The 25,340-nt window shown below is 54.4% G+C and carries 25 protein-coding genes and 1 pseudogene; 10 read left to right on the top strand and 16 right to left on the bottom strand.

Going from position 1 to position 25,340, the window contains the following annotated elements:
- Positions 1-134: 134 nt before the first annotated feature.
- From WC7_RS20210 to fbpC, 6 genes are all read left to right on the top strand, one after another.
- Positions 135-764: a response regulator transcription factor gene (locus tag WC7_RS20210; protein WP_016151986.1), complete on the top strand. Its 630-nt coding sequence runs from the start codon at positions 135-137 to the stop codon at positions 762-764.
- Positions 764-2,305 (top strand): MASE1 domain-containing sensor histidine kinase, encoded by a 1,542-nt coding sequence (locus tag WC7_RS20215; protein WP_016151985.1) that lies wholly within the window; start codon positions 764-766, stop codon positions 2,303-2,305. The genes WC7_RS20210 and WC7_RS20215 overlap by 1 nt, the downstream gene beginning before the upstream one ends.
- Before the next feature lie 85 nt (positions 2,306-2,390).
- Positions 2,391-3,695: an MFS transporter family glucose-6-phosphate receptor UhpC gene (gene uhpC / locus WC7_RS20220; protein WP_016151984.1), complete on the top strand. Its 1,305-nt coding sequence runs from the start codon at positions 2,391-2,393 to the stop codon at positions 3,693-3,695.
- Positions 3,692-4,723: an ABC transporter substrate-binding protein gene (locus WC7_RS20225; protein ID WP_016151983.1), complete on the top strand. Its 1,032-nt coding sequence runs from the start codon at positions 3,692-3,694 to the stop codon at positions 4,721-4,723. Before uhpC ends, WC7_RS20225 begins: the two co-directional genes overlap by 4 nt.
- Positions 4,724-4,792: 69 nt before the next feature.
- Positions 4,793-6,871: an ABC transporter permease gene (locus WC7_RS20230; protein WP_016151982.1), complete on the top strand. Its 2,079-nt coding sequence runs from the start codon at positions 4,793-4,795 to the stop codon at positions 6,869-6,871.
- A gap of 11 nt (positions 6,872-6,882) precedes the next feature.
- On the top strand, positions 6,883-7,929 hold the full coding sequence (gene fbpC, locus WC7_RS20235) for a ferric ABC transporter ATP-binding protein (protein ID WP_016151981.1): 1,047 nt from the start codon (positions 6,883-6,885) through the stop codon (positions 7,927-7,929).
- A gap of 70 nt (positions 7,930-7,999) precedes the next feature.
- Here the strand turns inward: fbpC and mmuM are convergent, their stop codons facing one another.
- The 9 genes from mmuM to WC7_RS20280 form a co-directional block, all read right to left on the bottom strand.
- Positions 8,000-8,941 (bottom strand): homocysteine S-methyltransferase, encoded by a 942-nt coding sequence (gene mmuM / locus WC7_RS20240; protein WP_016151980.1) that lies wholly within the window; start codon positions 8,939-8,941, stop codon positions 8,000-8,002.
- Complete coding sequence (gene mmuP, locus WC7_RS20245) at positions 8,928-10,331, bottom strand: S-methylmethionine permease (protein WP_032946968.1); 1,404 nt, start codon at positions 10,329-10,331, stop codon at positions 8,928-8,930. Before mmuP ends, mmuM begins: the two co-directional genes overlap by 14 nt.
- Before the next feature lie 274 nt (positions 10,332-10,605).
- Entirely contained in the window at positions 10,606-11,817 is a 1,212-nt protein-coding gene (gene mhpT, locus WC7_RS20250; protein ID WP_016151977.1) for a 3-(3-hydroxy-phenyl)propionate transporter MhpT, read from the bottom strand.
- Between the two features lie 68 nt (positions 11,818-11,885).
- Positions 11,886-12,899 carry a 4-hydroxy-2-oxovalerate aldolase gene (mhpE, locus tag WC7_RS20255; RefSeq protein WP_016151976.1) on the bottom strand — a complete coding sequence of 338 codons (1,014 nt, stop codon included), beginning with the start codon at positions 12,897-12,899 and terminating at the stop codon, positions 11,886-11,888.
- Positions 12,896-13,846, bottom strand: a complete 951-nt coding sequence (mhpF, locus tag WC7_RS20260; protein ID WP_016151975.1) for an acetaldehyde dehydrogenase — start codon at positions 13,844-13,846, stop codon at positions 12,896-12,898. Before mhpF ends, mhpE begins: the two co-directional genes overlap by 4 nt.
- On the bottom strand, positions 13,843-14,652 hold the full coding sequence (mhpD, locus tag WC7_RS20265) for a 2-keto-4-pentenoate hydratase (protein ID WP_016151974.1): 810 nt from the start codon (positions 14,650-14,652) through the stop codon (positions 13,843-13,845). The genes mhpF and mhpD overlap by 4 nt, the downstream gene beginning before the upstream one ends.
- A 9-nt stretch (positions 14,653-14,661) precedes the next feature.
- On the bottom strand, positions 14,662-15,528 hold the full coding sequence (mhpC, locus tag WC7_RS20270; protein WP_016151973.1) for a 2-hydroxy-6-oxonona-2,4-dienedioate hydrolase: 867 nt from the start codon (positions 15,526-15,528) through the stop codon (positions 14,662-14,664).
- Between the two features lie 28 nt (positions 15,529-15,556).
- The gene (mhpB, locus tag WC7_RS20275) at positions 15,557-16,501 is read right to left on the bottom strand and encodes a 2,3-dihydroxyphenylpropionate/2,3-dihydroxicinnamic acid 1,2-dioxygenase (RefSeq protein ID WP_016151972.1); all 945 of its coding nucleotides are present in this window, start codon (positions 16,499-16,501) and stop codon (positions 15,557-15,559) included.
- 1 nt (position 16,502) lies between these two features.
- Positions 16,503-18,167, bottom strand: a complete 1,665-nt coding sequence (locus WC7_RS20280) for a bifunctional 3-(3-hydroxy-phenyl)propionate/3-hydroxycinnamic acid hydroxylase (protein ID WP_016151971.1) — start codon at positions 18,165-18,167, stop codon at positions 16,503-16,505.
- A 193-nt stretch (positions 18,168-18,360) separates the two neighbouring features.
- Here WC7_RS20280 and WC7_RS20285 point away from each other — a divergent pair, with 193 nt between their 5' ends.
- From WC7_RS20285 to WC7_RS20295, 3 genes are all read left to right on the top strand, one after another.
- Complete coding sequence (locus WC7_RS20285) at positions 18,361-19,173, top strand: DNA-binding transcriptional regulator (RefSeq protein WP_016151970.1); 813 nt, start codon at positions 18,361-18,363, stop codon at positions 19,171-19,173.
- Positions 19,174-19,308: 135 nt separating this feature from the next.
- Entirely contained in the window at positions 19,309-19,614 is a 306-nt protein-coding gene (locus WC7_RS20290; RefSeq protein ID WP_016151969.1) for a putative quinol monooxygenase, read from the top strand.
- A gap of 19 nt (positions 19,615-19,633) precedes the next feature.
- Positions 19,634-20,155 carry a hypothetical protein gene (locus WC7_RS20295; protein WP_016151968.1) on the top strand — a complete coding sequence of 174 codons (522 nt, stop codon included), beginning with the start codon at positions 19,634-19,636 and terminating at the stop codon, positions 20,153-20,155.
- Between the two features lie 146 nt (positions 20,156-20,301).
- On the opposite strand, the gene WC7_RS20300 is transcribed toward WC7_RS20295, so the two are convergent.
- The 6 genes and pseudogenes from WC7_RS20300 to WC7_RS27305 form a co-directional block, all read right to left on the bottom strand.
- Positions 20,302-20,676: a hypothetical protein gene (locus WC7_RS20300; protein WP_202633421.1), complete on the bottom strand. Its 375-nt coding sequence runs from the start codon at positions 20,674-20,676 to the stop codon at positions 20,302-20,304.
- Between the two features lie 295 nt (positions 20,677-20,971).
- Positions 20,972-21,448, bottom strand: a complete 477-nt coding sequence (locus tag WC7_RS20305; RefSeq protein ID WP_016151966.1) for a cold-shock protein — start codon at positions 21,446-21,448, stop codon at positions 20,972-20,974.
- 86 nt (positions 21,449-21,534) lie between these two features.
- Entirely contained in the window at positions 21,535-21,780 is a 246-nt protein-coding gene (locus WC7_RS20310) for a YmjA family protein (protein WP_016151965.1), read from the bottom strand.
- 266 nt (positions 21,781-22,046) lie between these two features.
- Positions 22,047-22,742 (bottom strand): hypothetical protein, encoded by a 696-nt coding sequence (locus WC7_RS0124360; RefSeq protein WP_016151964.1) that lies wholly within the window; start codon positions 22,740-22,742, stop codon positions 22,047-22,049.
- Positions 22,723-23,166 (bottom strand): hypothetical protein, encoded by a 444-nt coding sequence (locus WC7_RS20315; RefSeq protein WP_016151963.1) that lies wholly within the window; start codon positions 23,164-23,166, stop codon positions 22,723-22,725. Before WC7_RS20315 ends, WC7_RS0124360 begins: the two co-directional genes overlap by 20 nt.
- A pseudogene (locus WC7_RS27305) lies at positions 23,163-23,691 on the bottom strand (polymorphic toxin type 25 domain-containing protein). The gene WC7_RS20315 and the pseudogene WC7_RS27305 overlap by 4 nt, the downstream one beginning before the upstream one ends.
- Before the next feature lie 156 nt (positions 23,692-23,847).
- Here WC7_RS27305 and WC7_RS26305 point away from each other — a divergent pair.
- Positions 23,848-24,692, top strand: a protein-coding gene (locus WC7_RS26305; protein ID WP_100245687.1) for an IS5 family transposase whose coding sequence is annotated in 2 segments (ribosomal slippage) — positions 23,848-24,193 and positions 24,193-24,692 — 846 coding nt in all. Because the reading frame shifts where the segments join, the coding sequence is not laid out codon by codon here.
- Between the two features lie 111 nt (positions 24,693-24,803).
- Here WC7_RS26305 and WC7_RS20325 read toward each other — a convergent pair.
- A complete protein-coding gene (locus tag WC7_RS20325) occupies positions 24,804-25,103 on the bottom strand; it encodes a hypothetical protein (RefSeq protein ID WP_016151961.1) in 300 nt (99 codons plus the stop codon).
- Positions 25,104-25,340: the final 237 nt, after the last annotated feature.

The raw sequence follows: 25,340 nt of genomic DNA, 5'->3' as shown, positions 1-25,340 counted from the left end.
ACGCTTATCCGTCCTACAACACCCGGCAAATTATTGCGATTTTGTTACATTCGTTACATATCAGCGCCACGGGGATTGCCAGCGCGGCGCTGGCAGGCATCATAGATGCCATTGTCAGGCAAGAGAGCAAGATCATGATTCATGTTGTGCTGGTGGATGACCATGTGGTGGTGCGTTCCGGCTTTGCGCAATTACTCAGTCTCGAAAACGATCTCAACGTTGCTGGCCAGTACAGCAGCGCGGCACAGGCGTGGCCTGCATTACTGCATGATGACGTCAACGTTGCGGTGATGGATATCGCCATGCCGGATGAAAATGGCCTGAGCCTGTTAAAACGACTGCGGGCGCAGAAGCCCGGGTTTCGCGCCATTATTCTCAGCATCTATGACTCACCCACGTTTGTGCAAAGCGCGCTGGATGCCGGTGCCAGCGGTTATCTGACCAAACGCTGCGGGCCAGAGGAACTGGTGCAGGCGGTACGTTCGGTTGGTATGGGCGGGCATTACCTGTGCGCCGACGCGCTACGGGCGCTACGCGGCGGCGAACAGCCCGCGCAGGTACTGGAGATACTGACCCCGCGCGAGCGCGAAGTGTTTGATCTGCTGGTCAAAGGCGACAGCGTAAAAGAGATCGCCTTCAAGCTCGACCTCAGCCATAAAACAGTGCACGTTCATCGTGCGAACGTGCTGGGCAAACTGCAATGCCACAGCACCATCGATCTGGTGCATTTTGCACTCGACCACCAGTTGCTGACGGGGCATTAATGTCACGCAGCCTTCGTCATTGGGTTATTTCTCTGTTTATTCTGCTGGCCTGGGGATCGGGCTGGCTGATGCTGTGGACGCTGGGGTTTTACCTGACCCACAACGGCCAGCAGGCAGCGCTATTCCTGCCGCACGGCGTCTATCTCGCCCTGCTAATCCTGCTTTCTCGCCGTTACTGGCCCGCGCTGGTACTGCCGCCGGTGCTGATGCTGTTCTGGCTGCACAGCGAGCAATTAGTGAATGGCTATATCCTGCTGGTTGCGCCGTTGATTAGCCTGATCCCGGCGAGTATCGGCCAGTCATACTGGCACCGCTTCCCCCTTTACTGGCAGCGCTTAACGCTGCTGCTGGCCGCGGTGACGATCACGTCATTGCTCAATACCCTCCTGCTTTCACCGTTTATCCAAAGCCCGGCAACGTTAATTGGCCTGGCGTCGTTTACCGGCGGCGTGCTGCTGACGCCGTTTGTCTATCTGATCTATGAATTTCTGCGCCAGCAGCACCGCTATCATTTGCTCGGACTGGATACCACCAATCCTCCCCTGCGTACCTCGCTTATCATCTGGTGCAGTCTGTTTTTCATTATCGGCATAGGTACCCAGATGGTGCTGTCACCGGAGATCGAGCGCCTGCTGCTAATCGTGGTGTTCTTACCAAACGTGGTGATGGCGTGGAAATTTGGCTGGCAGGGCGGCGTGTTGTCCGGACTGCTCGGCAGTATGATGATCACCATCGCCCGGCAAATCGGCGTCGGGTTCAGCAATTTACTGGAGCTGGAGATTTTCCTCGCCACCCAGGCGCTGCTGGGCATAGGGCTCGGGATCGCTATCAGCCGCCAGCAGCATCTGGCGCAAAACCTGCACCATTATCGCCAGCGTCTGGAAGCCGAACTGGCAGCGCGACGCGCGCTGACCGAACAACTGATCCGCACCGAGGAAAATACGCGCAAAAGCCTGGCGCGGGAGCTACACGACGAAATTGGTCAGAACATCACCGCCATTCAAATTCAGTCGCAACTGGTCAAGCGCGCGCCGGGTCGCGAGCAAACGCTTGAAGCGGCAAATCAGATCAACGACCTTGCCCGGCGCATTCACCACTTCACCCGCCAACTGTTGCGCCAGCTGCGACCGCCCGCGCTCGATGAACTGGCCTTTAAAGATGCACTGCATCATCTGGTGAATGAATTTGCCTTTGCCGAACGCGGCATTCGCTGTTGGTTTGACTATCAGCTTGAAAATACGCCAGAAAATGAAACGGTGCGTTTCACACTGTATCGCCTGCTGCAGGAGTTGCTCAATAACGTCTGTAAACATGCCGATGCCAGCGAAGTATCGATTACGCTGCGCCAGCAGGAACACCGCGTGTTTCTGCACGTCGCTGACAACGGTGTAGGTATTCTCGCAGAGAAAATCCCCGGGTTCGGTATCCAGGGGATGCGTGAGCGGGTCAGCGCCCTTGGCGGCGAACTGACGCTCGAATCGAACAACGGCACGCGGGTAATTGTTAACCTGCCCACAAATTTGCAACAAATCAGCCGTTAACCAGGAAAAAGTCTTAGTCACTGCGGACTTTATCTCATCCCATTTTGCTTTCACTTTCCTATAGTCAGCACAAACGGAGGCTGCCATGCATGCACGTGCATCACGCGAAACAGACCAACAATACCGGGCGCTACGCCCCCGGCTGCTGATGTGTATGGTGATTGGGTACGCCGCGTTTTATCTGACGCGCAAAAGCGTTAACTACGTCCTCCCGGCGCTGCAAACGGATCTGGGTCTGGATAAAGGCGATATCGGCCTGCTGGGATCGCTGTTTTATCTGACCTATGGCCTGTCGAAATTCACCGCCGGGCTATGGCACGACAGCCACGGACAGCGCGCGTTTATGGGCATTGGCCTGTTTGCCACCGGCGTTTTAAACGTGCTGTTCGCCTTTGGTGAATCGCTGACGCTGCTCCTGGTGGTCTGGACGCTAAACGGATTTTTTCAGGGCTGGGGCTGGCCGCCCTGCGCCCGACTATTGACCCACTGGTACTCGCGCAACGAACGCGGCTTCTGGTGGGGCTGCTGGAATATGTCGATCAACATCGGTGGGGCCATCATTCCGCTGATTAGCGCCTTTGCCGCCCACTGGTGGGGTTGGCAGGCAGCCATGCTGGCTCCAGGAATAATCAGCATGGCGTTAGGAGTCTGGCTCACCCTGCAACTGAAAGGCACGCCCCGGGAAGAAGGCTTACCCACGGTTGGGGAATGGCGGCAAGACCCGCTGGAGTTGCGTCAGGAGCAGCAAAGCCCGCCGATGGGACTGTGGCAAATGTTGCGCACCACCATGCTGAAGAACCCGATGATCTGGCTACTCGGCGTGTCATATGTGTTGGTCTATTTGATCCGCATAGCGCTCAACGACTGGGGCAACATCTGGCTGACGGAAAGCCACGGTGTGAACCTGCTCAGCGCCAATGCCACGGTAATGCTGTTTGAAGTCGGCGGCTTGCTGGGGGCGCTGTTTGCCGGATGGGGATCGGATTTGCTGTTCAGCGGTCAGCGTGCGCCAATGATTTTGCTGTTCACACTGGGGCTGATGGTCTCCGTCGCCGCGCTGTGGCTGGCACCGGTGCACCACTACGCGCTACTGGCAGTGTGTTTCTTTACCGTGGGCTTTTTTGTGTTTGGCCCACAGATGCTAATTGGCCTCGCGGCCGTGGAATGCGGACATAAAGCGACAGCAGGTTCAATTACTGGTTTTCTCGGGCTGTTCGCCTATCTGGGGGCCGCGCTGGCGGGTTGGCCGCTGTCGCTGGTCATAGAACACTACGGCTGGTCGGGAATGTTCAGTTTGCTCTCGGTTGCCGCTGTCTTTATGGGTTTATTGCTGATGCCATTGCTCATTGCGGGCATTCCCCCTTCTCTCAGTCAAAGGATAAAACAATGAAACTGACGCTTACCTCTACCCTAATTGCCTCCGCTCTGACGCTGGCAGCCTTCAGCAGTGCAGCTCAGGCGCAGGGTCGTCTGGTGGTGTATTGCAGCGCCACCAACGAAATGTGCGAAACCGAAACCAAAGCCTTCGGTGAAAAATATGATGTGAAGACTTCATTCATTCGCAACGGCTCAGGCAGTACGCTGGCGAAAGTGGATGCCGAGAAGAAAAACCCGCAAGCGGATGTCTGGTACGGCGGTACGCTGGATCCACAGTCTCAGGCCGGTGAAATGGGCTTGCTGCAGCCGTATAAATCACCAAACCTCGAACAAATCATGGAGAAGTTTCGCGATCCGGCAAAAGTGAAAGGCAACCTCTCCTCGGCGGTTTATGTCGGTATTCTGGGCTTTGGCGTCAATACCCAGCGTCTGAAAGAGAAAAACCTACCGGTGCCAAAATGCTGGAAGGATCTGACCAAACCGGAATACAAAGGCGAAATCCAGATTGCTGATCCGCAAAGCTCCGGTACCGCCTATACCGCACTGGCGACCTTTGCCCAACTGTGGGGGGAAGATCAGGCCTTTGACTACCTGAAACAGCTCAACGCCAACGTCTCCCAGTACACCAAATCCGGCATTGCCCCGGCGCGCAACGCCGCCCGTGGCGAAACGGCTATCGGCATCGGTTTCTTGCACGACTACTCGCTGGAAAAAGAACAGGGCGCACCGCTGGAACTTGTCTCACCGTGCGAAGGTACCGGTTATGAAATCGGCGGTGTCAGCATCCTGAAAGGCGCGCGTAACCTCGATAACGCCAAACTGTTCGTTGACTGGGTACTGTCGAAAGACGCGCAGGAGCTGGCGTGGAAGAAAGGTAAATCCTATCAGATCCTGACCAACACCACCGCCGAGACGTCCCCTAACTCGCTGAAGCTCGACGACCTGAAGCTTATCAATTACGACATGGATAAGTACGGCTCGACCGACGTGCGTAAAGCCCTGATCAATAAGTGGGTCAGCGAAGTGAAGATGGGTAAATAACCCCAGATTTGCGTTCATTTGCCGGATAAGGCCTTAACGCCATATCCGGCCTGAAATACCGGAACCGCTATGTCACACACACTTGCACTCCATCCCGTGAAAAAACGGGATGCGATATTTCTTTGGATTTTACTCGGCTGGCTGGCGTTTGCCCTGCTGCCGAGCTGGAGCCTGGACTACGGTCTGCTGGAATCGACGCGCGAAGAAATTCTCGCCGCCTACGGCTGGTCACAGTTCAATATCAGTTGGCTCTGGTATCTGCTGCCAAGCCTGCTGCTGGTGCGCCCGTTCCATGAGGCCAGACGCGAACAGCGCAGCCGCCATTATTTTGATGCGGGCTGGGCGTTTTTCTGTATGGCGTTTATCGTCGCCAGCGCGACTATTGAGGGACGCGGCTTAGGCTATGCCACCATCATGCTGTTTGTGGCACTAGGCGCGATCATGACCCTGGCGCTCACCCGTCTGGAATGGCTGGGCGGCGACCGTTTCGTCATCGGCTCGCTCACCGCGATTGTCGCGCTGATCGGTATTTTTATCGTCTGGCCAAGTATCGCTATTTTCATTCCGATGTTCACCAACGACGCCGGAGAATTTGCTCCGCTGGCGTTTATGAATGTGCTGTCGCAGGCGCATATCATTCAGGTGATCCTCAACTCGATTATGCTGTCGATTGCCGTCGGCGTCGGCTGTACCTTCTTTGGCCTGGTGCTGGCTATCTACACCACCCGTATCGCGAAACGCAGCGCCATTATCGGACGTATTTTCTCGATTCTGCCGATCGTCACCCCGCCGTTTGTTGTGGGTTTAGGTGTAACGCTGATGATGGGACGCTCCGGTTACATCACCGAATTTATGGTCGAATGGTTTGGTTTGACCAACACCAACTGGCTGTACGGTTTTACCGGCATCTGGCTGGCGCAGGTGCTGGCCTTCACTCCGATGGCGTTTATGATCCTCGACGGGGCGATCAAAACCATTCATCCGTCGCTGGAGGAGGCGTCATACACCCTGCGCGCCAGCCGCTGGCAAACCTTTAACGGCGTGTTTGTCCCGCTGCTAAAACCGGCACTGGCAAACGCCTTTTTAATTGTGGTGGTGCAGTCGCTGGCCGACTTCAGTAACCCGCTGGTGCTTGGCGGTAACTTTGACGTGCTGGCAACACAAATCTACTTCTACATCACCGGTTCCCAGCTCGACTACCAGGCCGCCAGTACGCTGGGTGCCTTCCTGTTGCTGTTCTCGCTGCTGGTATTCTGCGTGCAGTACATGTGGATTGGTAAACGCTCGTACGTCACCGTTTCTGGTAAATCCTATCGGGGCGACGTGCAGCCGCTGCCGGTAACGCTGGTATGGAGCGTGGTCGCGCTGCTGGCGGTGTGGATTGCCTTTAACGCCCTGCTCTACGGCAGCATTTTCTACGGCAGTTTCACCGTTAACTGGGGCGTGGACTACACCCTGACGCTGGCGAACTTTACCAAACTGTTCGGTCAGGGAATGAGCGACGGCGCGTGGCCTTCACTGCTCGACACCCTGCTCTACGCCGGGATTGCCGCGCCGATCACCGCCATCTTCGGCCTGCTGATCGCATGGGTTGTGGTGCGTCAGCAGTTTAAAGGCAAAAAGACCATCGAGTTCACCACTATGCTGTGCTTTGCCGTTCCGGGCACCGTAGCGGGCGTGTCGTACATTCTGGCCTTTAACAGCGCCCCGGTATACCTCACCGGCACCGCCGCCATCGTGATTATCTCAATGGTGATGCGTAACGTCCCGGTCGGTATCCGGGCGGGCATTGCGGGCTTAGGCCAAATCGATAAATCGCTGGATGAAGCCTCGCTCAGTCTGCGCGCCGGTTCCCTGCGCACCATTACGCATATCCTGTTGCCGCTGCTGCGCCCGGCGATCCTCTCAGCGCTGATCTACAGCTTTGTGCGCGCCATTACCACCGTCAGCGCCATTGTGTTCCTCGTCACGCCGGATACCCGCGTGGCCACGGCCTACATCCTGAATCGCGTAGAAGACGGCGAATACGGCGTGGCGATTGCCTACGGTTCCATTTTAATCGTGGTGATGCTGGCGATTATTTTCATCTTTGACTGGCTGATCGGTGAATCACGTACCTCCCGTTCAAAAGCCAAAAACCAGGCGTAATGGAGCGCACTATGACTCAGAAAAATTTCGTTGAACTGCGCAACGTCACTAAACGATTTGGCAGCAACACGGTTATCGACAATATCAATCTCACCATTCCGCAGGGGCAAATGGTAACGCTGCTCGGCCCGTCCGGCTGCGGTAAAACCACCATCTTGCGTCTGGTTGCTGGGCTGGAAAAACCGAGCGAAGGACAAATTTTCATTGATGGCGAAGACGTTACCCATCGTTCTATTCAGCAGCGCGATATCTGTATGGTGTTTCAGTCATATGCCCTGTTCCCGCACATGTCGTTAGGGGAGAACGTCGGTTATGGCCTGAAGATGCTCGGCGTGTCGCGCGCGGAGGTGAAAACCCGTGTCAAAGAGGCGCTGGCGATGGTGGATCTGGAGGGATTTGAAGACCGCTTTGTCGATCAGATCTCCGGCGGTCAGCAGCAGCGCGTGGCGCTGGCCCGTGCGTTGATCCTCAAACCGAAAGTGCTGCTGTTTGATGAGCCGTTAAGTAACCTGGACGCCAACCTGCGTCGCAGCATGCGCGACAAGATCCGCGAGCTGCAAAAGCAGTTTGATATCACCTCGCTGTACGTCACCCACGATCAAAGCGAAGCCTTTGCGGTTTCCGATACCGTACTGGTGATGAACAAGGGACACATCATGCAGATCGGCTCGCCGCAGGATCTCTATCGCCAGCCCGCCTCCCGCTTTATGGCGAGCTTTATGGGCGATTCTAACCTGTTCCCGGCCACCTTCAGCGACAGATACGTTGATATCTACGGCTATCATCTGCCGCGCCCACTGCACTTTAGCGATCAAGGCGAGGGCATGGTAGGCGTGCGCCCGGAAGCGATCACGCTCAGCGACCGCGGCGAAGAGAGCCAACGCTGCGTGATCCGCCACGTCGCGTATATGGGCCCCCAATATGAGGTCACGGTGGAGTGGCACGGACAGGAGATTTTATTGCAGGTCAACGCTACGCGTCTGCAGCCGGACGTCGGCGAGCAGTATTATCTCGAAATCCATCCGTACGGCATGTTTGTGCTGGCGGATGCGGCATAAAGTGTTACCCATGTTTCCGGTTCATACCGTATCGCCATCTGGCAAAAAATGCCCGATGGCGGCTTACGTCTTATCGGGCCTGGGCCTGAACTTTTAACGCGGCAATATCCGCAGGCGTGGTGCGACAGCACCCGCCAATCAATCGTGCGCCAGCGGCCTGCCACTGTGGCAGATAATCCGCCAGTTGCGCACAAGACTCACCGTGATGATGCCAGGTTTTGCTCGCGGCATCGTACTGCTCGCCCGAATTCGGATACACCACCAGCGGCAGCGCCGTTAAGCCGTGTAAATGCTGCAACGCAGCGGTGGTGTTTTCCAGCGCAATGCAGTTAATGCCTAACGCCACCACCTGCGGATAATCCGCCAGCAACGCGACCACGTCACGCAGCGGCGTACCGTCGCTCAGGTGCTCGCTGTCACGCAGAGTAAATGAGAACCAGGCTCGTGCACGCGGGTACGCGGTCAACAGCTCAGCCAGTGCGCCAATCTCGACAAAATTCGGCAGAGTTTCGCAGGCCAGCAGATCGGCCCCGGCATCCAGCAATGCTTCCACGCGCGGGCGATGAAACGCCTGGAATGCCTCGGCGCTGCGCTGGTAATCGCCACGGTATTCAGAGCCGTCCGCCAGATACGCGCCGTAAGGTCCGACAGATCCCGCCACCAACAGCGTGCCCGCTTGCGGGTTCTCTGCCAGATACGCTTCACGCGCTTTACGCGCCAGCTCCACGCTTTTGCCAATCAGCGCTTTCGACTGCGCTTCATCCAGGCCTCGCGCGGCAAATCCCGCCGGTGTCGCCTGATAGCTGGCGGTGATCGCGCATTGCGCCCCCGCCCGGTAATAATCAAGATGCACTTCGCGGATAAGCTCCGGGTTTTCTACCAGCACTTTGGCTGACCACAGGCTGTCGGCTAAGTTACACCCTCGCGCTTCCAGCTCCGTCGCCATCGCGCCATCCAGTAACAGGACATCCTGTTTCTCAAGGAGAGCGCGTAACGGATTATTCTGCGACATGTTCTGGCTCCTGTTTTGCGTTACGGGGTTGAGTAAGGAAATATGCACCATAGCACAACGCAACAAACGGTAACCCGCACCACAACGCAATTCTCTGCGCTGGATCGAATGCCAGCCCCACACAGGCCACCAGGCACAACACAAATCCTAATACCGGCACCAGCGGATACCACGGCGCACGATAATGTAATGCACTCAATGCCTTACCCTGTTGCAAATGACGGCGGCGAAAAACAAAGTGCGAGGCGCAGATGCTCAGCCACACCGCCACCACCGCAAACCCGGAGATTGCCGACAGCGCGACAAATACCGTGTCCGGGGCCACCACGCTGGAAAACAGCGCCAGTACGCCGCCGAGCATACTGACCGACAGCGCCGTCAGCGGCACGCCGTTTTTCGTTACTCGCGCAAAACAGGCTGGCAGCGTACGTTCATTCGACAGCGACCAGAGCATGCGCCCGGAGGCATACAGCCCGGAGTTCGCCGCAGAAAGAATGGCTGTCAGGATCACGAAGTTAAAAATATCGGCGGCGTACGGAATACCTACCTTCTCAAATACCAGCACAAACGGGCTTTTCTCCACGCCCGCCTGCTGCATCGGGATCAGCGCCGCCAACACAAACACGGTGCCGATAAAGAAAATAATCAGTCGCGCGATGGTGGTACGAATCGCCACCGGGATCACCTTGCGCGGATTTTCCGTTTCACCGGCGGCAATACCGATAAGCTCAGTTCCCGAAAAAGCAAAGTTCACCGCCACCATAGTCATCAGGATCGGTAAGCCACCATGCGGGAACCAACCTTCCGCCGTGATATTACTCAGCCCCGGCGCGGGCGAGCCATCCTGCATCGGGATAAAGCCAAAAATCGCCGCCCCGCCGAGGATAATAAAGGCGATGATAGTGACCACTTTCACCAGCGAGAACCAGAACTCCCCTTCGGCAAAAAAGCGCGTGGAGATAACGTTCAGGCCAAAAATAATCACACAGAACACCACGCACCAGACCCATACTGGCACCAGCGGAAACCAGTACTGCATACAGAATCCGGCAGCGGTAAAACTCGAACCAAGCGCCACGGTCCAGGTCAGCCAGTAGAGCCAGGCCACGGTATACCCCGTCGCCGGGCCGAGATAGCGCGCGGCATAGACGTGAAACGCCCCGGTCTCCGGCATCGCGACCGACAGCTCGCCCAGACACTGCATAACCAGCCAGACCACCAGCGCGCCAATCAGATAGGCCAGCAGCGTTCCCGCGGCCCCGGTAGTGGAGATGATGTAGCCGGTATTGAAGAATAACCCTGTGCCAATCACGCCGCCTAAGGAGAGCATAATCAGGTGACGCGTTTTCATCGTGCGCTTCAGTGGCGCATTTTGTTGTGTTGTTTGCATATAACCTTCTAAACGTATGGACATCTAAACATCCAAAGAAGGTGTGTTATACCGCGTTTGTTAACACAATGCAAAGTCAACCCTGCACCAGACGCAGATGACCGCGCCGGGCGCTTAATACCGGGTGGGGGTTAATTATCAAATATAAAAAGGGCCGCCAGCTCATAACGCCTCCGTTGCCAGGCTTTATATAAACTCTGGCAACGTCATCGCCGGCTGGCGTTCACCCGGAAGTGGGAACCGTATCTCCCCACTCATACAACCGAACGATTGCTTATGAGCCACTGGTCGGGATCGGCATCTGCGATTTACGGTTCATCAGGAAAAATACCGCCAGCCCTGCCAGTAAAATGCCCGGCGCAGAAGCCGCCATCACGCCTACCGTTCCAGTGCCGAGCGCTAACATTTTTCCTGCCAGCAGCGGGCCGCTCATCGCCCCCAGACGCCCAACGGCGACGGCGGTACCCACGCCTGTCGCGCGGATCTGCGTGCTGTAAAACAGCGGAGCCAGCGCATACAGCACGCTTTGTCCTCCAGTGGCAAACATCCCCGCCACAAATCCGGCCATCAGCATACCGCTCAATGACGAGACCGTCCCCAGCGCCAGCAGCGAAGCCAACATCCCGATGTAGATCAGAAGCGACATGACCACCGGGCGCAGTTTGTCCATTAACGCCCCGAGAATTAACGTGCCGCTGGCCGCGCCGATTTGCAGAGCAAACATCACGCCAGCCGCCTGCGAGGGCTGAAAGCCCTGCTCCACCAGCAGCATCGGCAGCCAGTTGATCAGCATATACACCACCAGCAGGGTGAAGAAATAGCACAGCCACAGCAGCAGCGTGGCTGTCGCGGTAGCAGGTGCGAACAGGGCGCGCAACGGCGCGGCGGCCACCTGCGTTTGCTGGGCATAAACCTGTGATTCCGGCAGCCAGCGCATCAACAGCGGCACCAGCAGCAGCGGGATCACTCCGCCAACCCAGAACACCGTTTGCCAGGCGGCGGCCAGACCGCTAAACCCGAGCGCCGCCGCTAACGCCGCGCCAATCGGCACGCCGCAGTACATCAGGCTCACCGCCGTACCGCGAAAACGCGGGCCCGCAGCTTCGGAGGTCAGCGCGATCAGATTCGGCAACGCCGCGCCCAACCCGACGCCGGTCATCAGACGGGCAAACACCAGCGACGAGAAATCCCAGGAAATCGCCGTCGCCAGCGAGAACAGGCCGAACAGCGCCACGGAGGCAATAAGAATGCGCTTGCGCCCATAGCGATCGGCCAGTATGCCGCCCACCAGCGCGCCGGGCAGCAGTCCGAGAATGCCCGCACTGAAGATCCAGCCCATCTGCATTTTATCCAGCGCAAACGCCTGGGCGATACCGACGGCAGCGATCCCGGCGGCCTGTAGATCCAGCCCTTCCATCAGGGCAACTAAAAAGCAAAGCCCGACGGTTAACGTCAGGCGGTAAGATGTGGGGGTACGGGTAGTCATAAGATGTACCTCTGAGGTCACGATGCAGGTGAGTCGCGGCTGATACGTTGGCAGCCGCGTAATCATTTTTATTTGCTATTGCGCAGATCCAGCGCCACGTCGACGATCATATCTTCCTGGCCGCCCACCATTCGGCGTTTGCCCAATTCAACCAGAATATCGACCGCGCTCAGGCCATAACGCGCCGCCGCCACTTCGCAGTGACGCAAGAAGCTGGAGTACACCCCGGCATAGCCCAGTGCCAGCGTTTCGCGATCCACCCGCACCGGACGGTCCTGCAGTGGACGCACCAGATCGTCGGCGGCGTCCATCAGCGCATACAGATCGGTGCCGTGCTGCCAGCCGAGCTTATCCGCAGCGGCGATAAATACTTCCAGCGGCGCGTTGCCCGCGCCAGCGCCCATACCCGCCAGGCTGGCGTCGATACGGTCGCAGCCCTCTTCCACCGCGGCAATCGAGTTCGCCACGCCGAGACTCAGGTTGTGATGCGCATGCATTCCGGTTTCTGTCTCCGGCTTCAGCACCGCTTTCAGGGCGCGGAAGCGGGCGCGAATATCGCTCATATTCATCGCCCCGCCGGAATCGACCACGTAGATACAAGTCGCGCCGTAGTTTTCCATCAGCTTCGCCTGCTGCGCCAGATTCTCCGGCGTGGTCATATGGCTCATCATCAGAAAGCCGACGGTATCCATGCCGAGCTCACGCGCGTACTGAATATGCTGGGCCGACACGTCCGCTTCAGTGCAGTGGGTCGCCACGCGCACCACTCGCGCGCCGGCCTGATACGCGTTTTTCAGGTCATGAAGAGTGCCGATGCCCGGCAGCAACAGCGTGGCGATCTTTGCGTGTTTGACCACGTCTGCTGCCGCTTCAATCCACTCGAGATCGCTGTGCGCGCCAAAGCCGTAGTTAAAGCTGGAACCTTGTAAACCGTCGCCGTGGGCCACCTCAATGGAATCAACCCGCGCGTCGTCCAGCGCTTTGGCAATCTGGCGCACGTTTTCCAGCGAATACTGGTGACGAATCGCATGCATGCCGTCGCGCAGAGTCACGTCAGAGATATAGAGTTTTTTACCGTTCATGCTGCTTCTCCTGCCTGACGGGTGAGTGACTGCGCCATCTGCTCAGCGGTCGCCAGCGCGCTGGAAGTCATAATGTCGAGGTTGCCCGCATAGGCGGGTAAATAGTGCGCCGCACCTTCCACTTCCAGATACACCGCGGTTTTCAGCCCGGAAAACTGACCAATACCCGGCAGATTCACCGGTTTATCCTCCGGGATGACTTCAAACTGGACGCGCTGCTTCAGGCGATAGCCTGGCACATACGCCTGCACCGCCGCCGCCATGTCATTAATCGACGCTTCAACTTCAAGCTGGGAGGCCGCTTCGCTCAACACATACACCGTGTCGCGCATCATCAGCGGCGGCTCAGCCGGGTTAAGTACGATAATGGCTTTGCCTTTGGCCGCGCCCCCCACCACTTCAATCGCCTTCGAGGTGGTTTCGGTAAACTCGTCGATATTGGCGCGGGTGCCCGGTCCCGCAGATTTACTGGCGATCGAGGCGATAATTTCGGCGTAATGGACTTTTGCCACGCGAGAAACCGCCGCCACCATCGGGATGGTCGCCTGCCCGCCGCAGGTCACCATATTGACGTTCTGTTGGTCAACGTTAGCCTCCAGGTTCACCACCGGGACGCAGTACGGGCCGATCGCTGCGGGCGTCAGGTCGATCAGACGGATCCCCGGTTTTACGGCGCGCAGCGCGGCGTCATTTTTCACGTGCGCGCCCGCGCTGGTGGCATCAAACACGATGTCGATGTCAGCGAATTCAGGCATCGCAAGAAGCCCCGTCACCCCTTCATGGGTGGTGGCAACGCCCATACGCCGGGCGCGTGCCAGACCGTCGGATTGCGGATCAATCCCCACCATCACCGCCATCTCCAGACGTACGCCGTGACGCAGAATTTTAATCATCAAATCGGTGCCGATGTTGCCAGAGCCGATAATGGCGACTTTACGCTTACTCATGACTGACTTCCTTTTGTAACCGCCGCTGAAAAGGTGGCGGCAACTGAACCAATACCGTCGATATGGGCTTCGAAACGATCGCCCGCATTCACCGCCACCATCGGGCCTAACGCCCCGGTGAGAATAATGTCCCCGGCACGCAGCGGCTCGCCGAGGCTGGCCATTTTGCGCGCCAGCCACACGGCGGCGTTGATCGGATGTCCCAGACATTCGCTACCGCGCCCGCTGGAAACCTCTTCGTTATTGCGCGTCATTTTCATCGCGCAGTTTTTCAGATCTAATCCTGCCGGACGCTGTGCCGGGCCGCCGACCACATACACTCCACAGGAGGCGTTATCCGCCACGGTATCAACAAACTTGATCGACCAGTCGCGAATACGGCTGCCGACCACTTCCAGCGCGGGTAGCACCCACTCGATGGCGTTGTACAGCTCGTCAAAGGTGGTATCGGCATTGGGCAGATCGCGGTTCAGCACCAGCGCAATCTCCGCTTCAATACGCGGTTGTAGCACGCGGGCAAACGCAATGGTGTCGTTGTCGCCGTAGCACATGTCGGCGAACAGCGTGCCGAAGTCCGGCTGATCGACGCCCAGCTGCTGTTGCACTTTCGGGTGCGTCAGCCCCACTTTGCGCCCGACGACGCGACGCCCTCGCGCCACGTCATACTGCACATTGATACGCTGAATGGCGTAGGCCGCTTCGGCGTTATCCACGCCGATCAGTTCACGCAACGGGGCGATAGCGTCCCCTTTTTCCTCAGCCTGACGTAAATCGGCGGCTAACTGCTCAAGATTAAGATTCGTCATGTCCGTTCCTTAAGGGCGAGCGAGGAAGTTCAGCACCAGCTGGTTAAAAGCATCCGCATGTTCCCACTGTGCCCAGTGCCCACAGTCGCGGTAGATGTGCAGCTCAGACCCGGCAATTCCGGAGAGCAGACGCAGGCCGGCGTCCATCGGCACGAAGCGGTCGTTGCGTCCCCAGACAATCAGGGTCTGGGCTTTGATTTCGCCCAGGCGCGGGCTGAAATCCGGAAACTGTTTCGGGTTGGCTTCAAGGCTGTGGACAAAGTTTTCCAGGTGATCGCGACGCGACAGCATGTTATTCAGACGCGCCTCAAACAGCGCCTCAGTCAGGTCGCTGGTGTCGAAGACAAAGATCTCCATCATCAGCTTCAGGTTCTCGATGGTCGGTTCGCGGTACAGCTGATTCAGGCGCTTGATGCCTTCGGTCGGCATCGGGGTAAACAGGCTCATGCCCCCCGTCCCGCCGCCCATCAGCACCAGCTTGCCCACACGCTCCGGCCAGCTCAGGGTGAACGCTACGGCACTGTGGCCCCCCATCGAGTTGCCCAGCAGATGGATTTTCTGAATATCCAACTGATCGACCACGCTTTTCAGGATGCGAGCATTGAGATCGGATCGCGAACCGCGGTTAACGATGCCATCGCTTTTGCCCCAGCCAGGACAATCCAGCAGGATCACCCGGTATCCAGCCTCCACCAGCGGATCGATATTGCGGCTGAAGTTCGCCCAGCCCGTCGCACCCGGACCAGATCCATGCAACAGCACGACGGTCTCTTCGCCCTGCCCACAGTCATTGAAATGTACGCGCAGCGTTTCGCCTGCTTCCTGCACCTGCAGAAAACGACTGGTTGCGGCTTCGGTTTGCGGTTGGTAAGTCATGATGTTCTCCTGCATATTCAGTTCAGTTTCAGTTCTGTGTCGTGGCGCTCAGGGAGCCGAATCCAGCGATCCACTCTGGGATCGGGCGGTAATAACGGCCTTCGCTGCGCCAGTTGCCAAAGGCAGAAATAGCGGCGAAGGCAGCAACCCAGGTTTTAACTTCGTGCGTTGATTTGCCCGCCATCGCGGACAGTTCTTCGTTACTGACCGCGTCCAGCTCCTGCAAACGCCCCTGTTCAAGCAGCGTCATAAAGCGGTTATCCCAGACAGGGTTAAGCGGATGCAGCGTGTTTTGATCGGCCACAAACTTCTCGGCGGCGCTGATCACCCGCTGCTGGCGCAGCTCGCGCTCGTTTTCAGGCAGTTGTTTGCCGCTGCCGAGCAGGCGGTCGCGCATATGGGCATCGGCCTTCGCCAGCTCCGGGACCGGCGGCTGATGCGACAGGCCGCCGGAGCCTAAAAACAGCACACGCTGATTCAGCGAGCTGGCGAATCGGCCAATCGCTTCACCGAGCATGCGGGTACGCTGAAAGCCCGGCAGCGGCGTGGCGACGCCGTTAATAAACACTGGCAGCACCGGCACGTTATCCAGACCGCCGAGCAAAAACTCCAGCGGCTGCGCGAAGCCGTGATCGACCTGCATGTTGTAGGACACGGCGAGATCGATGCCGCTTTTCATTACCGCGTGGGCGCAGGCTTCAGCGAGATCTGTCGGCACCGGCAGTTCCCCCGCCGCGCTACCGAAATCGCCGATCGCCGTAGCGCCTACGCCTAAACAGAACGGCGGCATCACGTCGTAGAAAAATCCGTTGTAGTGATCGGGGGCAAACAGCACCACCAGTTCAGGGTCGAACGCCGCAATACGTGCCCGGGCGCTGGCGATCACACCGTTAACTTCGTCGAGCACGGCCTGCGCCGGGTCGACGTAACCCACCAGCGGCGAGTGGGAAAGACAGTGAAGATAAGCGTGCATATCAGGCCACCTTTTCAGCGGGAATGTGGGCATTAACGCGGGTGAGCGTCATCACCGACGCCAGTTTATTCAGGGTACTGCCCAGGGTTTGCGGAATGGCGATGGCGGCCACAAAGCGGTCCGGGCGTATCACCACCAGCGCGGCGTTGTGCTGGGCAAACCACGCGCGCAGGCGGTTTTGCGTATCGCCAATGCGGGTAACGCCGTCGTGGTTATCCTGATCGGTTTGTATCTGTGTATCCGGCACCACCTGGATAAACTGTGTCCCCAGCGCCTGCCACTGTTGGATCTGCGCCTCGCTCATGCCCCACAGCGGGTTACAGCCCCAACCGATCACCGCGAAATTCGGCCCGATGACGTTGTCGAGCAGCGTCACTTCACCTGATTCCAGCGTTACCTTCGGCTGGATAAACATCTTGCCAACGGGAGAGGTTTTCGCGTCGCCTTCACGCACCAGCGCCCCGGCGTGGTACTGCGGCATCGGCTTAAAGCGCATTTCAAGGAAGTAGCGTTTGACCGGCGGAATGTAGTTCAGCAGCCAGGAAACCCCGTCGCGCACCGCGCCGTGCCAGCGTTTCGGCGGCGCAAGTACGTTGCCTGCGGTCACCGAGAGATCGATCATCGCTTTGGCGTGGTCGCGGCGTTCCTGCTGGTAGGTATCCAACAGCGCATCACCGGCTTTGCCCTCAATCACCAGCGCCAGTTTCCACGCCAGATTGAAAGCATCGCGCATGCCACTGTTGTACCCCTGCCCCTGCCAGACCGGCATAATGTGCGCCGCATCGCCCGCCAGCAGCACGCGGTCAATGCGAAAACGTTCGGCCAGACGTGCGTTATGGGTATATACGCGCTGGCGGATCAGCTCGACGTTGTCCGGGTTCGGCAGCACTTTGCTCAAAAGCTGGCGCATATTCTGCGGTTCGCTGAGCTGCGCTTCGGTTTCCCCTGGCATTACCATAAATTCAAAGCGGCGCACCGCGTGCGGCAGCGCGGCGGAGACATACGGGCGCACCGGATCGCAGCACAGATACACATGCGGCGTGCTGAGCGGATCGTTAGCGATATCCACCACAATCCACTGATTCGGCGCGGTTTTGCCTTCAAATGGCACATTCAGCGAACGTCTGACGTTGCTGGCCCCACCGTCGCAGGCCACCAGCCACTGAGCTTTCACCGTTTCACGCTGGCCATCCGGCGCTTTCAGGTTCAACGTCACTTCACCATTTTGCTGGCTGAAAGCTTCCAGTTCGCGAGAGAACAGGCAGCGCACGTTGGGAAAACGCGACAGCCCTTCCAGCATCACCGCGTCCACCTGCGGCTGAATAAACGCGTTGCGGCGCGACCAGCCAAATTCGTCGGTCATCGGCTGGATATCAGCAAAACAGCGCCCTTTCGGGGTGAGAAAGCGCATCGCATGCCACGGCGTGGTGTGCGGCAGAACATTTTCGACCAGACCGACGGACTGCATGGTGCGCAGCGCTTCATCGTCAATGCCGATGGCGCGAGGATAGTCGATAAGGGTATCGAGCTTCTCCACCACCAACACCTCAATGCCCATCTGGCCAAGATAGTTCGCCATCATCAGCCCTACCGGACCGGCTCCGGCAATCGCTACCTGCACGGTGTGCTGCACAGCGGGTTGGATATCTGGATTTATTGTTGTCATTTCAGAACCTCACTACTCGGACAAAATGCAATTGCAGACCCTGGTGAGGCGCAATTGTTTTTTTGTTAAAAGAATGTGAATTATTTTTTATTGTGCGGTCAGTATAGAAGTGAGTTTTTGCGCTACAATCAAAACATGCCTGAATGTGCACTAAGTGCACAACGTTGTTTTAACTGTAGATTTGTCAATAAATATGAAAAGTGACGACGGTACAGAATACAAAACCGTGCGCGGGTTAACGCGCGGACTAATGTTATTAAATATGTTAAATCGTCTCGACGGCGGGGCCAGCGTTGGCCTGCTGGCAGAGCTGAGCGGCCTGCACCGCACCACGGTCAGGCGACTACTGGAAACCCTGCAGGATGAGGGTTACGTCCGGCGCAGTCTGTCCGATGACAGCTTTCGCTTAACCATTAAGGTCCGTCAGCTCAGTGAGGGATTTCGTGACGAGCAGTGGATTTCTGCGCTCGCCGCCCCGCTGTTGGGGGATTTGCTGCGCGAGGTCATCTGGCCGACCGACGTTTCCACGCTGGATGTGGACGCGATGGTGGTGCGTGAAACCACCCATCGCTTCAGCCGCCTGTCGTTTCATCGGGCGATGGTCGGGCGTCGTTTGCCGCTGCTGAAAACCGCATCCGGCCTGACCTGGCTGGCATTTAGCCCGGAGAATGAACGTCAGGAACTGATTGAAATGCTGGCTTCACGACCAGGAGATGAGTTCCAGTTGGCGCGCGAACCGCTGAAGCTCGACGCCATTTTGAGCCGTGCGCGAAAAGACGGTTTTGGCCAGAACTTTCGCGGTTGGGATCAGGAGGAGAAAATCGCCTCCATCGCCGTCCCCATTCGCAGTGGACAGCGGGTGATCGGCTGCCTGAATCTGGTGTATATGGCCAGCGCCATGACCATCGAACAGGCCGCGGAAAAACATCTTCCGGCCTTACAAAAGGTGGCGAAACAGATAGAAGATGGCGTTGAGTCGCAGGAGATTTTGGTTGCCGGGAGGTGAGATGGATCACAGCTAAGCGGATCATCGGATTAATAGCTGAGATAACTCACTCACCGACCGATATAACACTGTGGCGTCTTGCCCTAAATATATCTTCATCACATAGTGTGCATTCGTTTTCTGCCAGGAGGCTGCATGTTAAAGGTCATTGCCGAAGATTTCATCAAACCTGAGTATATTGAAACCGTTCTCCCTTGGTACCGTGAGCTAATATCGGCAACGAAGAAAGAGCCGCTATGCATTGCTTATGACCTCTATATTGATGAAAAAGATCCGGGGCATTTTATTTTTATCGAAGAATGGCCAAACCACGCGGCTCTCGATGAACATTGTGCCAGTGAGCATTTCCGGCGACTTGTGCCGTTAATCGATCAATACACGCGCCAGGAAGCACGTTACATACTGATGGATGACGTGGTAAATCCGACGGTCTCATCATAATTAAGAAACAGGATAGATAATGAAGAAAGTACTTGGATTACTATTAATTATGTTTTTAACAGGATGCTCCACACCAGGCAAACCAGCCTTTTACTACCCCTGGACGCAGTACAAAACGGGCATCGATATCCAGTTGCCGAAAGCCCCTAAATATAATGATGCTTTTCATGGGACTTTACGCCTCGACGACGATGGCGATTATGCGATGATAGTTATCTATAACGGCGGGAATGTCGTTAATCAGTTCGGCTATGTCACGAAAAGCAATCTTGATAACTGGATCGCACTTTATTCAAACTTCTTAAAATGGGATCCACAAAATTCGAGTGTAACAACAACGTTCACCATCCCAGATGCTGGCTCAACGTTTAACAAGGAATACGACGTTGAGTATCGTTTTGTTCAGGGCAACAAACTTTTTGTCATTAATAAACATAGTTCCGGTACCTGGTTTATCGACTTCTCTGAGATATCGATAAACGAGGCAAATGTACAGAAAGCACTCGATGTCTATGAAGGATTGAGAGGCAAGCTTAAGTAGCCAGATGCTGACCCTGGTCTCTTGTAAAGAGGCCAGGATATTCTCAATAATAGAACTATGGTCAGCGAACAAGAGTTCCTATCCCTAATTACGAAGCCAGAGTCATATCAATAAAGAGAAGCGTCAACAGTCGCTCCTTCTGCTTTTCATATGCGCAACATCAATTTTAATTTTTTAATATTTTCATCATCCGGAACCTGGTGTATGTCAACACAGTAGCTCTCTTCATACTCTTCAATTATTTTTTGGGCCTCTCCTCTACGGTTTCGGCCATTCATCCATAACTCATCTCTGGCATCCTGACCTATTCTCATCATGTCATAAGAGCTAATATGTGGTGGTGAGCGTCCAAATATAGCAGTGACACCATTTTTTTTGTAATTTTCTTGTGCCAGGGAATTACCTACCTCATTAACTGCCAAACCACACTTTAGTAACTTTTTAACTTTCGTTTCCTGACTATCACAACCCTGCAAAATAAACAAACCTGCTACAATGATCGCTATTTTATATATTTTCATCTTTCGCCCGAAAAATTCATATAAACTCATTACGAAGTGACCAACTCCGACAGATATTTATGTCCTCATAATGAGGTAAGCATCAGACCTCGGCTTTGTCACTGTCGGGATAACTGTATCATCTGGAATACTTACAAAACAATTCAATATAATCAAAAGAATTCTTATACTGCTGCAAGTGGGATTCGAGTTGTCAAAGAAAGCTATTCTCAATTCACCCCATTCACACAGTACTAAACCGAAACCCCGCTTCAAAAAAGAGCAGGATTTCGGTTTTCATTCACTCTGAAGGGCTTCAGACCTTAAGCAGTTTCACCGTCTCGTCGATATCGATTTCATCTTCCGAGAAGATCAGCGTCGTGCCCTGGAAGGTGGTGATGGCCAGCTTTTTCAGCGTGCGCATTTCGCCAGGCTTCACGTCTGATTTCGGTCGGATGCTGTTCATCAGCACACCAACGGACAGCACCGCATTTTCTTTGTCGATACGAGTCTCAGCAGGGACTTCTTCGCTGTAGACCAGGTAAGACTTGATCGCCGTGAGCTTCAGACGCTCGCCGGCGATATAGATGTATTTGCTGTCGGGTATGACTTTTACCGCGTAGGCAGATAAGCCTTTGTTGTTGGTGGTAGGCTCAAAGGTCACCGCCGCGTCTTTCTTGATCAGCTCAGGATTAGCAACCTTAATCACATGAAAATAGCGGTTGTCGCCGTTTTCATCCTTGATAAATCCAAAGCCTTTATCTTTAAACCACGTTGTGATTGTTCCGTTCATTGCTGTTTCCGCCTGATTAAACCTATTACTTGTAGAGTATACCTACTCAATTTGCGCGCAGTGTAAAACACAGGCCATGTCTTTGGCTACTCGTTCCCCCAACGATTGAGGAACTCCGCGATATCATCGATACGCTGTGCGTCGACTCCGGCCTCGGTTGCCATCTCCTGCTGCGCTTCTTCGCTGATCTCTTCATTGTTCATCAAACGAGTGATCAACTGCTGGAAGTAGTGTGCCAGTGCGTCGCGTTCTGTATCGCTCACCGGCTTTGCAGCTTCAGTCGCGTATTCGTCGGCGATATCATAAAATTTTAGCGGAATGTCGTTGTTCATCGGGTGCTCCGGGGTAAATGCGTGTGCCAGCAGTTGCCTGCCGCGTCTGGTGTGAATGATAGCATTCTTATTTCATGGTTCGCGATATGTTTTATTGGCTGCAATACGTTGCATATATCAACACTATTTTCTGGAGTCGCTTCGTATTTAATAAGTCTACTCTTATTTAAATGACATTTTTATTTAGCTCGGTATAACAGCCACAGGTTAAATAGTGTAGTAACGAAGGAAAGTAGTTAAAGTCTTTTCCCGGAGCATTAAATGATTTAGGGGATATTCCGGTGATTAAACAGCAAAAAATAATGATTCCCCTGCTGGCCTGCTAAGCGAAGCGCCATCGAGCATTTATCCTCACCGCCACTCCCCCTCCAGGATGGCGGTGTACCTACCCCTGTTAAGCCTGACATTATGAAACTGAGATAATCAAATTTATCTCCTGAATTACCAGTTGCAATCTGAACAGCGCCGTTCGCGCCATAACTCAACCCGGCGCTGACAACTTTTTCACCCAGCGTGGCTGATGACGTTAATAATGAACCTGCTCCGGCAACAGTACCCCAGTAATTTTCTGGCTCTCCGAAGAAGGCCAGTGCCCTATCACTTTGTGACGTATTGCTGTTCAGATAGTTCAGGTCATAGCTGTTACCGTCAGTGACGTAATCCCTCACATCCTGGTTTTCCAGCGAACCATATAACCAGCCAGGTCTGCCCGCTGCGCTGAGTCCACCCTCAATATTCCATTTATCTTCCCCGGACAGCGCCGTCAGAGGATCCGCAGCGACATCAATATGCAATTTCTGTCGATTGTCAGCACTCATTACAGCATATTTATTCTGGATATCACCACAGTCCCCCCCGGGTTCACGACAGGCTGTCATTTCTTTATCGAAAGTCTGTGTTTCATCCCAGCTAAGATAGTTATTCTCAACATTAGTGATAAGCCTATCTAAATAATAATACATACATTACTGATGCAATATATAAAATTCTGAGAAACCATAACAAAGCCCCAGCAAATCCATTGGTTTTTCCTGCTAATAGTATGCTAAAAAAACCTTTCCGACCATCAACTGCTCCCTTGAAATGGCCAGCATATTTGTAAAAATACAACGCTAGAAACCAAGTTATCACAATCAGTGGAAAGTAAGCTACTCCCTGACCACCACTAATGAATTTGAGAGAATATGATAATGGGAAACCAACAAGCAACGCTATCCTCCCCATAAATAAACTAAAGGACTTCCTTCTAAGGAAAAATATGCCACTAAAATATTCATTCATGCCTATTGGAGAATTTAGGGGCAGCATATTGCTTCTAGCATAGTGAAAGAATGATATGAAAAAAATTGCTAGTGATAGCGCGATCGTGATGATATCGGGGCTCATTTTGCTTTACCCTGGTAGAAGTCATGATGAAAGAATTCAGTTCCAGAGGAACCGTTGATATCTACTTTTTCACCGGCAACATTGGTTGATATTCCGCTCCACCCCCAAGCCGGCCCTACTCCGAAACTAAAACCAACCCATCTTTTCCATAAGATATTTCGCTAGAAACGATCCCGAGCCCAAAGCCTGCGGAACTATTTCTTTCGGAATTAATAGATCCGGAGAAATATGGTCCAAACTGTATCCCTATTTGCCCAGAGATACGCCCACCAATAGCTAAGGTTTCTCCACGATTAGCTGAAAACTGGGATGGATCTATACTTGTATCAAAATAATAACCGGCACCTGCACCTCCGGCTACTTCACCTTTAGCATATAGTTTCACCTTGACTCTGTTCCCCATGAAGGCCCCATATGCGAAGCATCTATTGCATCACCGACCTCTTCTGCGCTCTTTCCTTGCTGATTCGGATCAAATGCCAGAGATGCATCCTGCTGTACGCGAGGCGGCACAAGCTCAGACATTGAGTTATTCTCAACAACAATTCGTTCCGACACGGTTATTGAGATCGCGAGTAAGTTTTCCTTATTAGTTCAGTAGGTTATGGACCGTTTTTACTAGGCTGTGTCCCTTAATCACCTGAGCTATAGTAACTGCCTGTTTCCACAACACATTGAACTATGGCTCGTTACGACCTTCCCGATGATGCATGGGCTCTCATCCAGCCCTTATTACCTGCTGAACCAGCAACACCACGGGCCGGACGCCCATGGGCAGAACACCGTATGGTCATCAATGGTATGTTCTGGGTGCTGTGTTCAGGCGCACCATGGCGCGATTTGCCTGAACGATATGGTCCATGGAAGACCGTTTACAACCGTTTTAACCGGTGGTCAAAGTCAGGAGTGATTAACATGATTTTCAACAAGTTACTTACGTTACTTGATACAAACAGTCTTATTGACTGGTCAGCGACAGCATTGGATGGCAGTAATATCCGTGCACTCAAATGTGCAGCCGGGGCTCAAAAAAACATCCCGATATCGCCGGAGATAATGGGCTGGGTCGCTCTCGCGGCGGTTTTGGCACCAAAATCCATCTGGCGACAGACGGAAGCGGTCTGCCGTTAAATATTGTGCTGAGCCCCGGACAAGCCCATGAAAGCCAGTTCGCACAACGTCTGCTGGACGGTATTGGTGTTCAGCGCCAGAATGGCAGCATGAAGCGACGTGGTCATGCCGTACTGGCAGATAAAGCCTACTCCGGACATGCGTTACGGAACGAACTGAAAAACAAGGGTATAAAAGCCGTCATTCCTCGCAAATCCAATGAAAAAATGGCCTCAGATGGTCGTTCACAACTCGATCGTGATGCTTACCGTAATCGCAATGTTGTTGAACGTTGCTTTGGTCGCCTGAAAGAATATCGTCGCATAGCCACACGTTATGACAAAACGGCGAGGAATTATCTGGCGATGGTTAAACTGGGCTGTATCAGACTGTTTTACAAAAGATTATGCAATTAAGGGACACAGCCTAATGTACTTGGGCGCTGATGGCGTTTTTCCCTGACATGCATTTTTGCGCTCATCGACATTGGAGTCCATATGATTTAGGGCAAAACCGCAACCTCAAACCTAGCAAAGCGAAACATGCCCATAGTCAAATTCAGCCTTAACTTTTCCATTAATTTCAAATACACATGTTCTGAAATTTTCAATAATTAATTTCCCTTCAGTCTCCAAAACTGCAACATCACCGCTGAATTCAAGAACTAAACCGTCAGTAAAATGGATGCTGAACCCCCCTACTAGTTCTTTCACTTCATCGACATAATACTGGTTATCAAATGGCCTTCCATACGGACCATTTGGTAAAAAAAAGTAAATTGAACGCCTACTCTTTAGCCAGCTTTTTACTAATTCAAGCTGTTTCATTTCTTAATTATCCTAGTTGGGTCAGGATCAGGTAAGTAAATTTGAGTTCCACCGCCAAGTAAAGATGGTTTAGTACCGACTGTACCAATCTGTGGAGCTGCGGCTCCCTCATAATACACCGTTCCTTTCGGTATTTTTATGATTGCTTGATTTTCAAATGTGTTCCCCCACTCAGGAAGAACTGCACTATCCATCTGTGATTGTAAAGGGCCTTTGGATGGCTCAGGAGTCCAGAAC

Origin of the sequence: Citrobacter sp. KTE151 (assembly GCF_000398845.1) — a bacterium.
GTDB lineage: Bacteria > Pseudomonadota > Gammaproteobacteria > Enterobacterales > Enterobacteriaceae > Citrobacter > Citrobacter braakii.
Note: the sequence above shows the minus strand (reverse complement) of the source record. Positions and strands in the feature narration are given on the sequence as shown.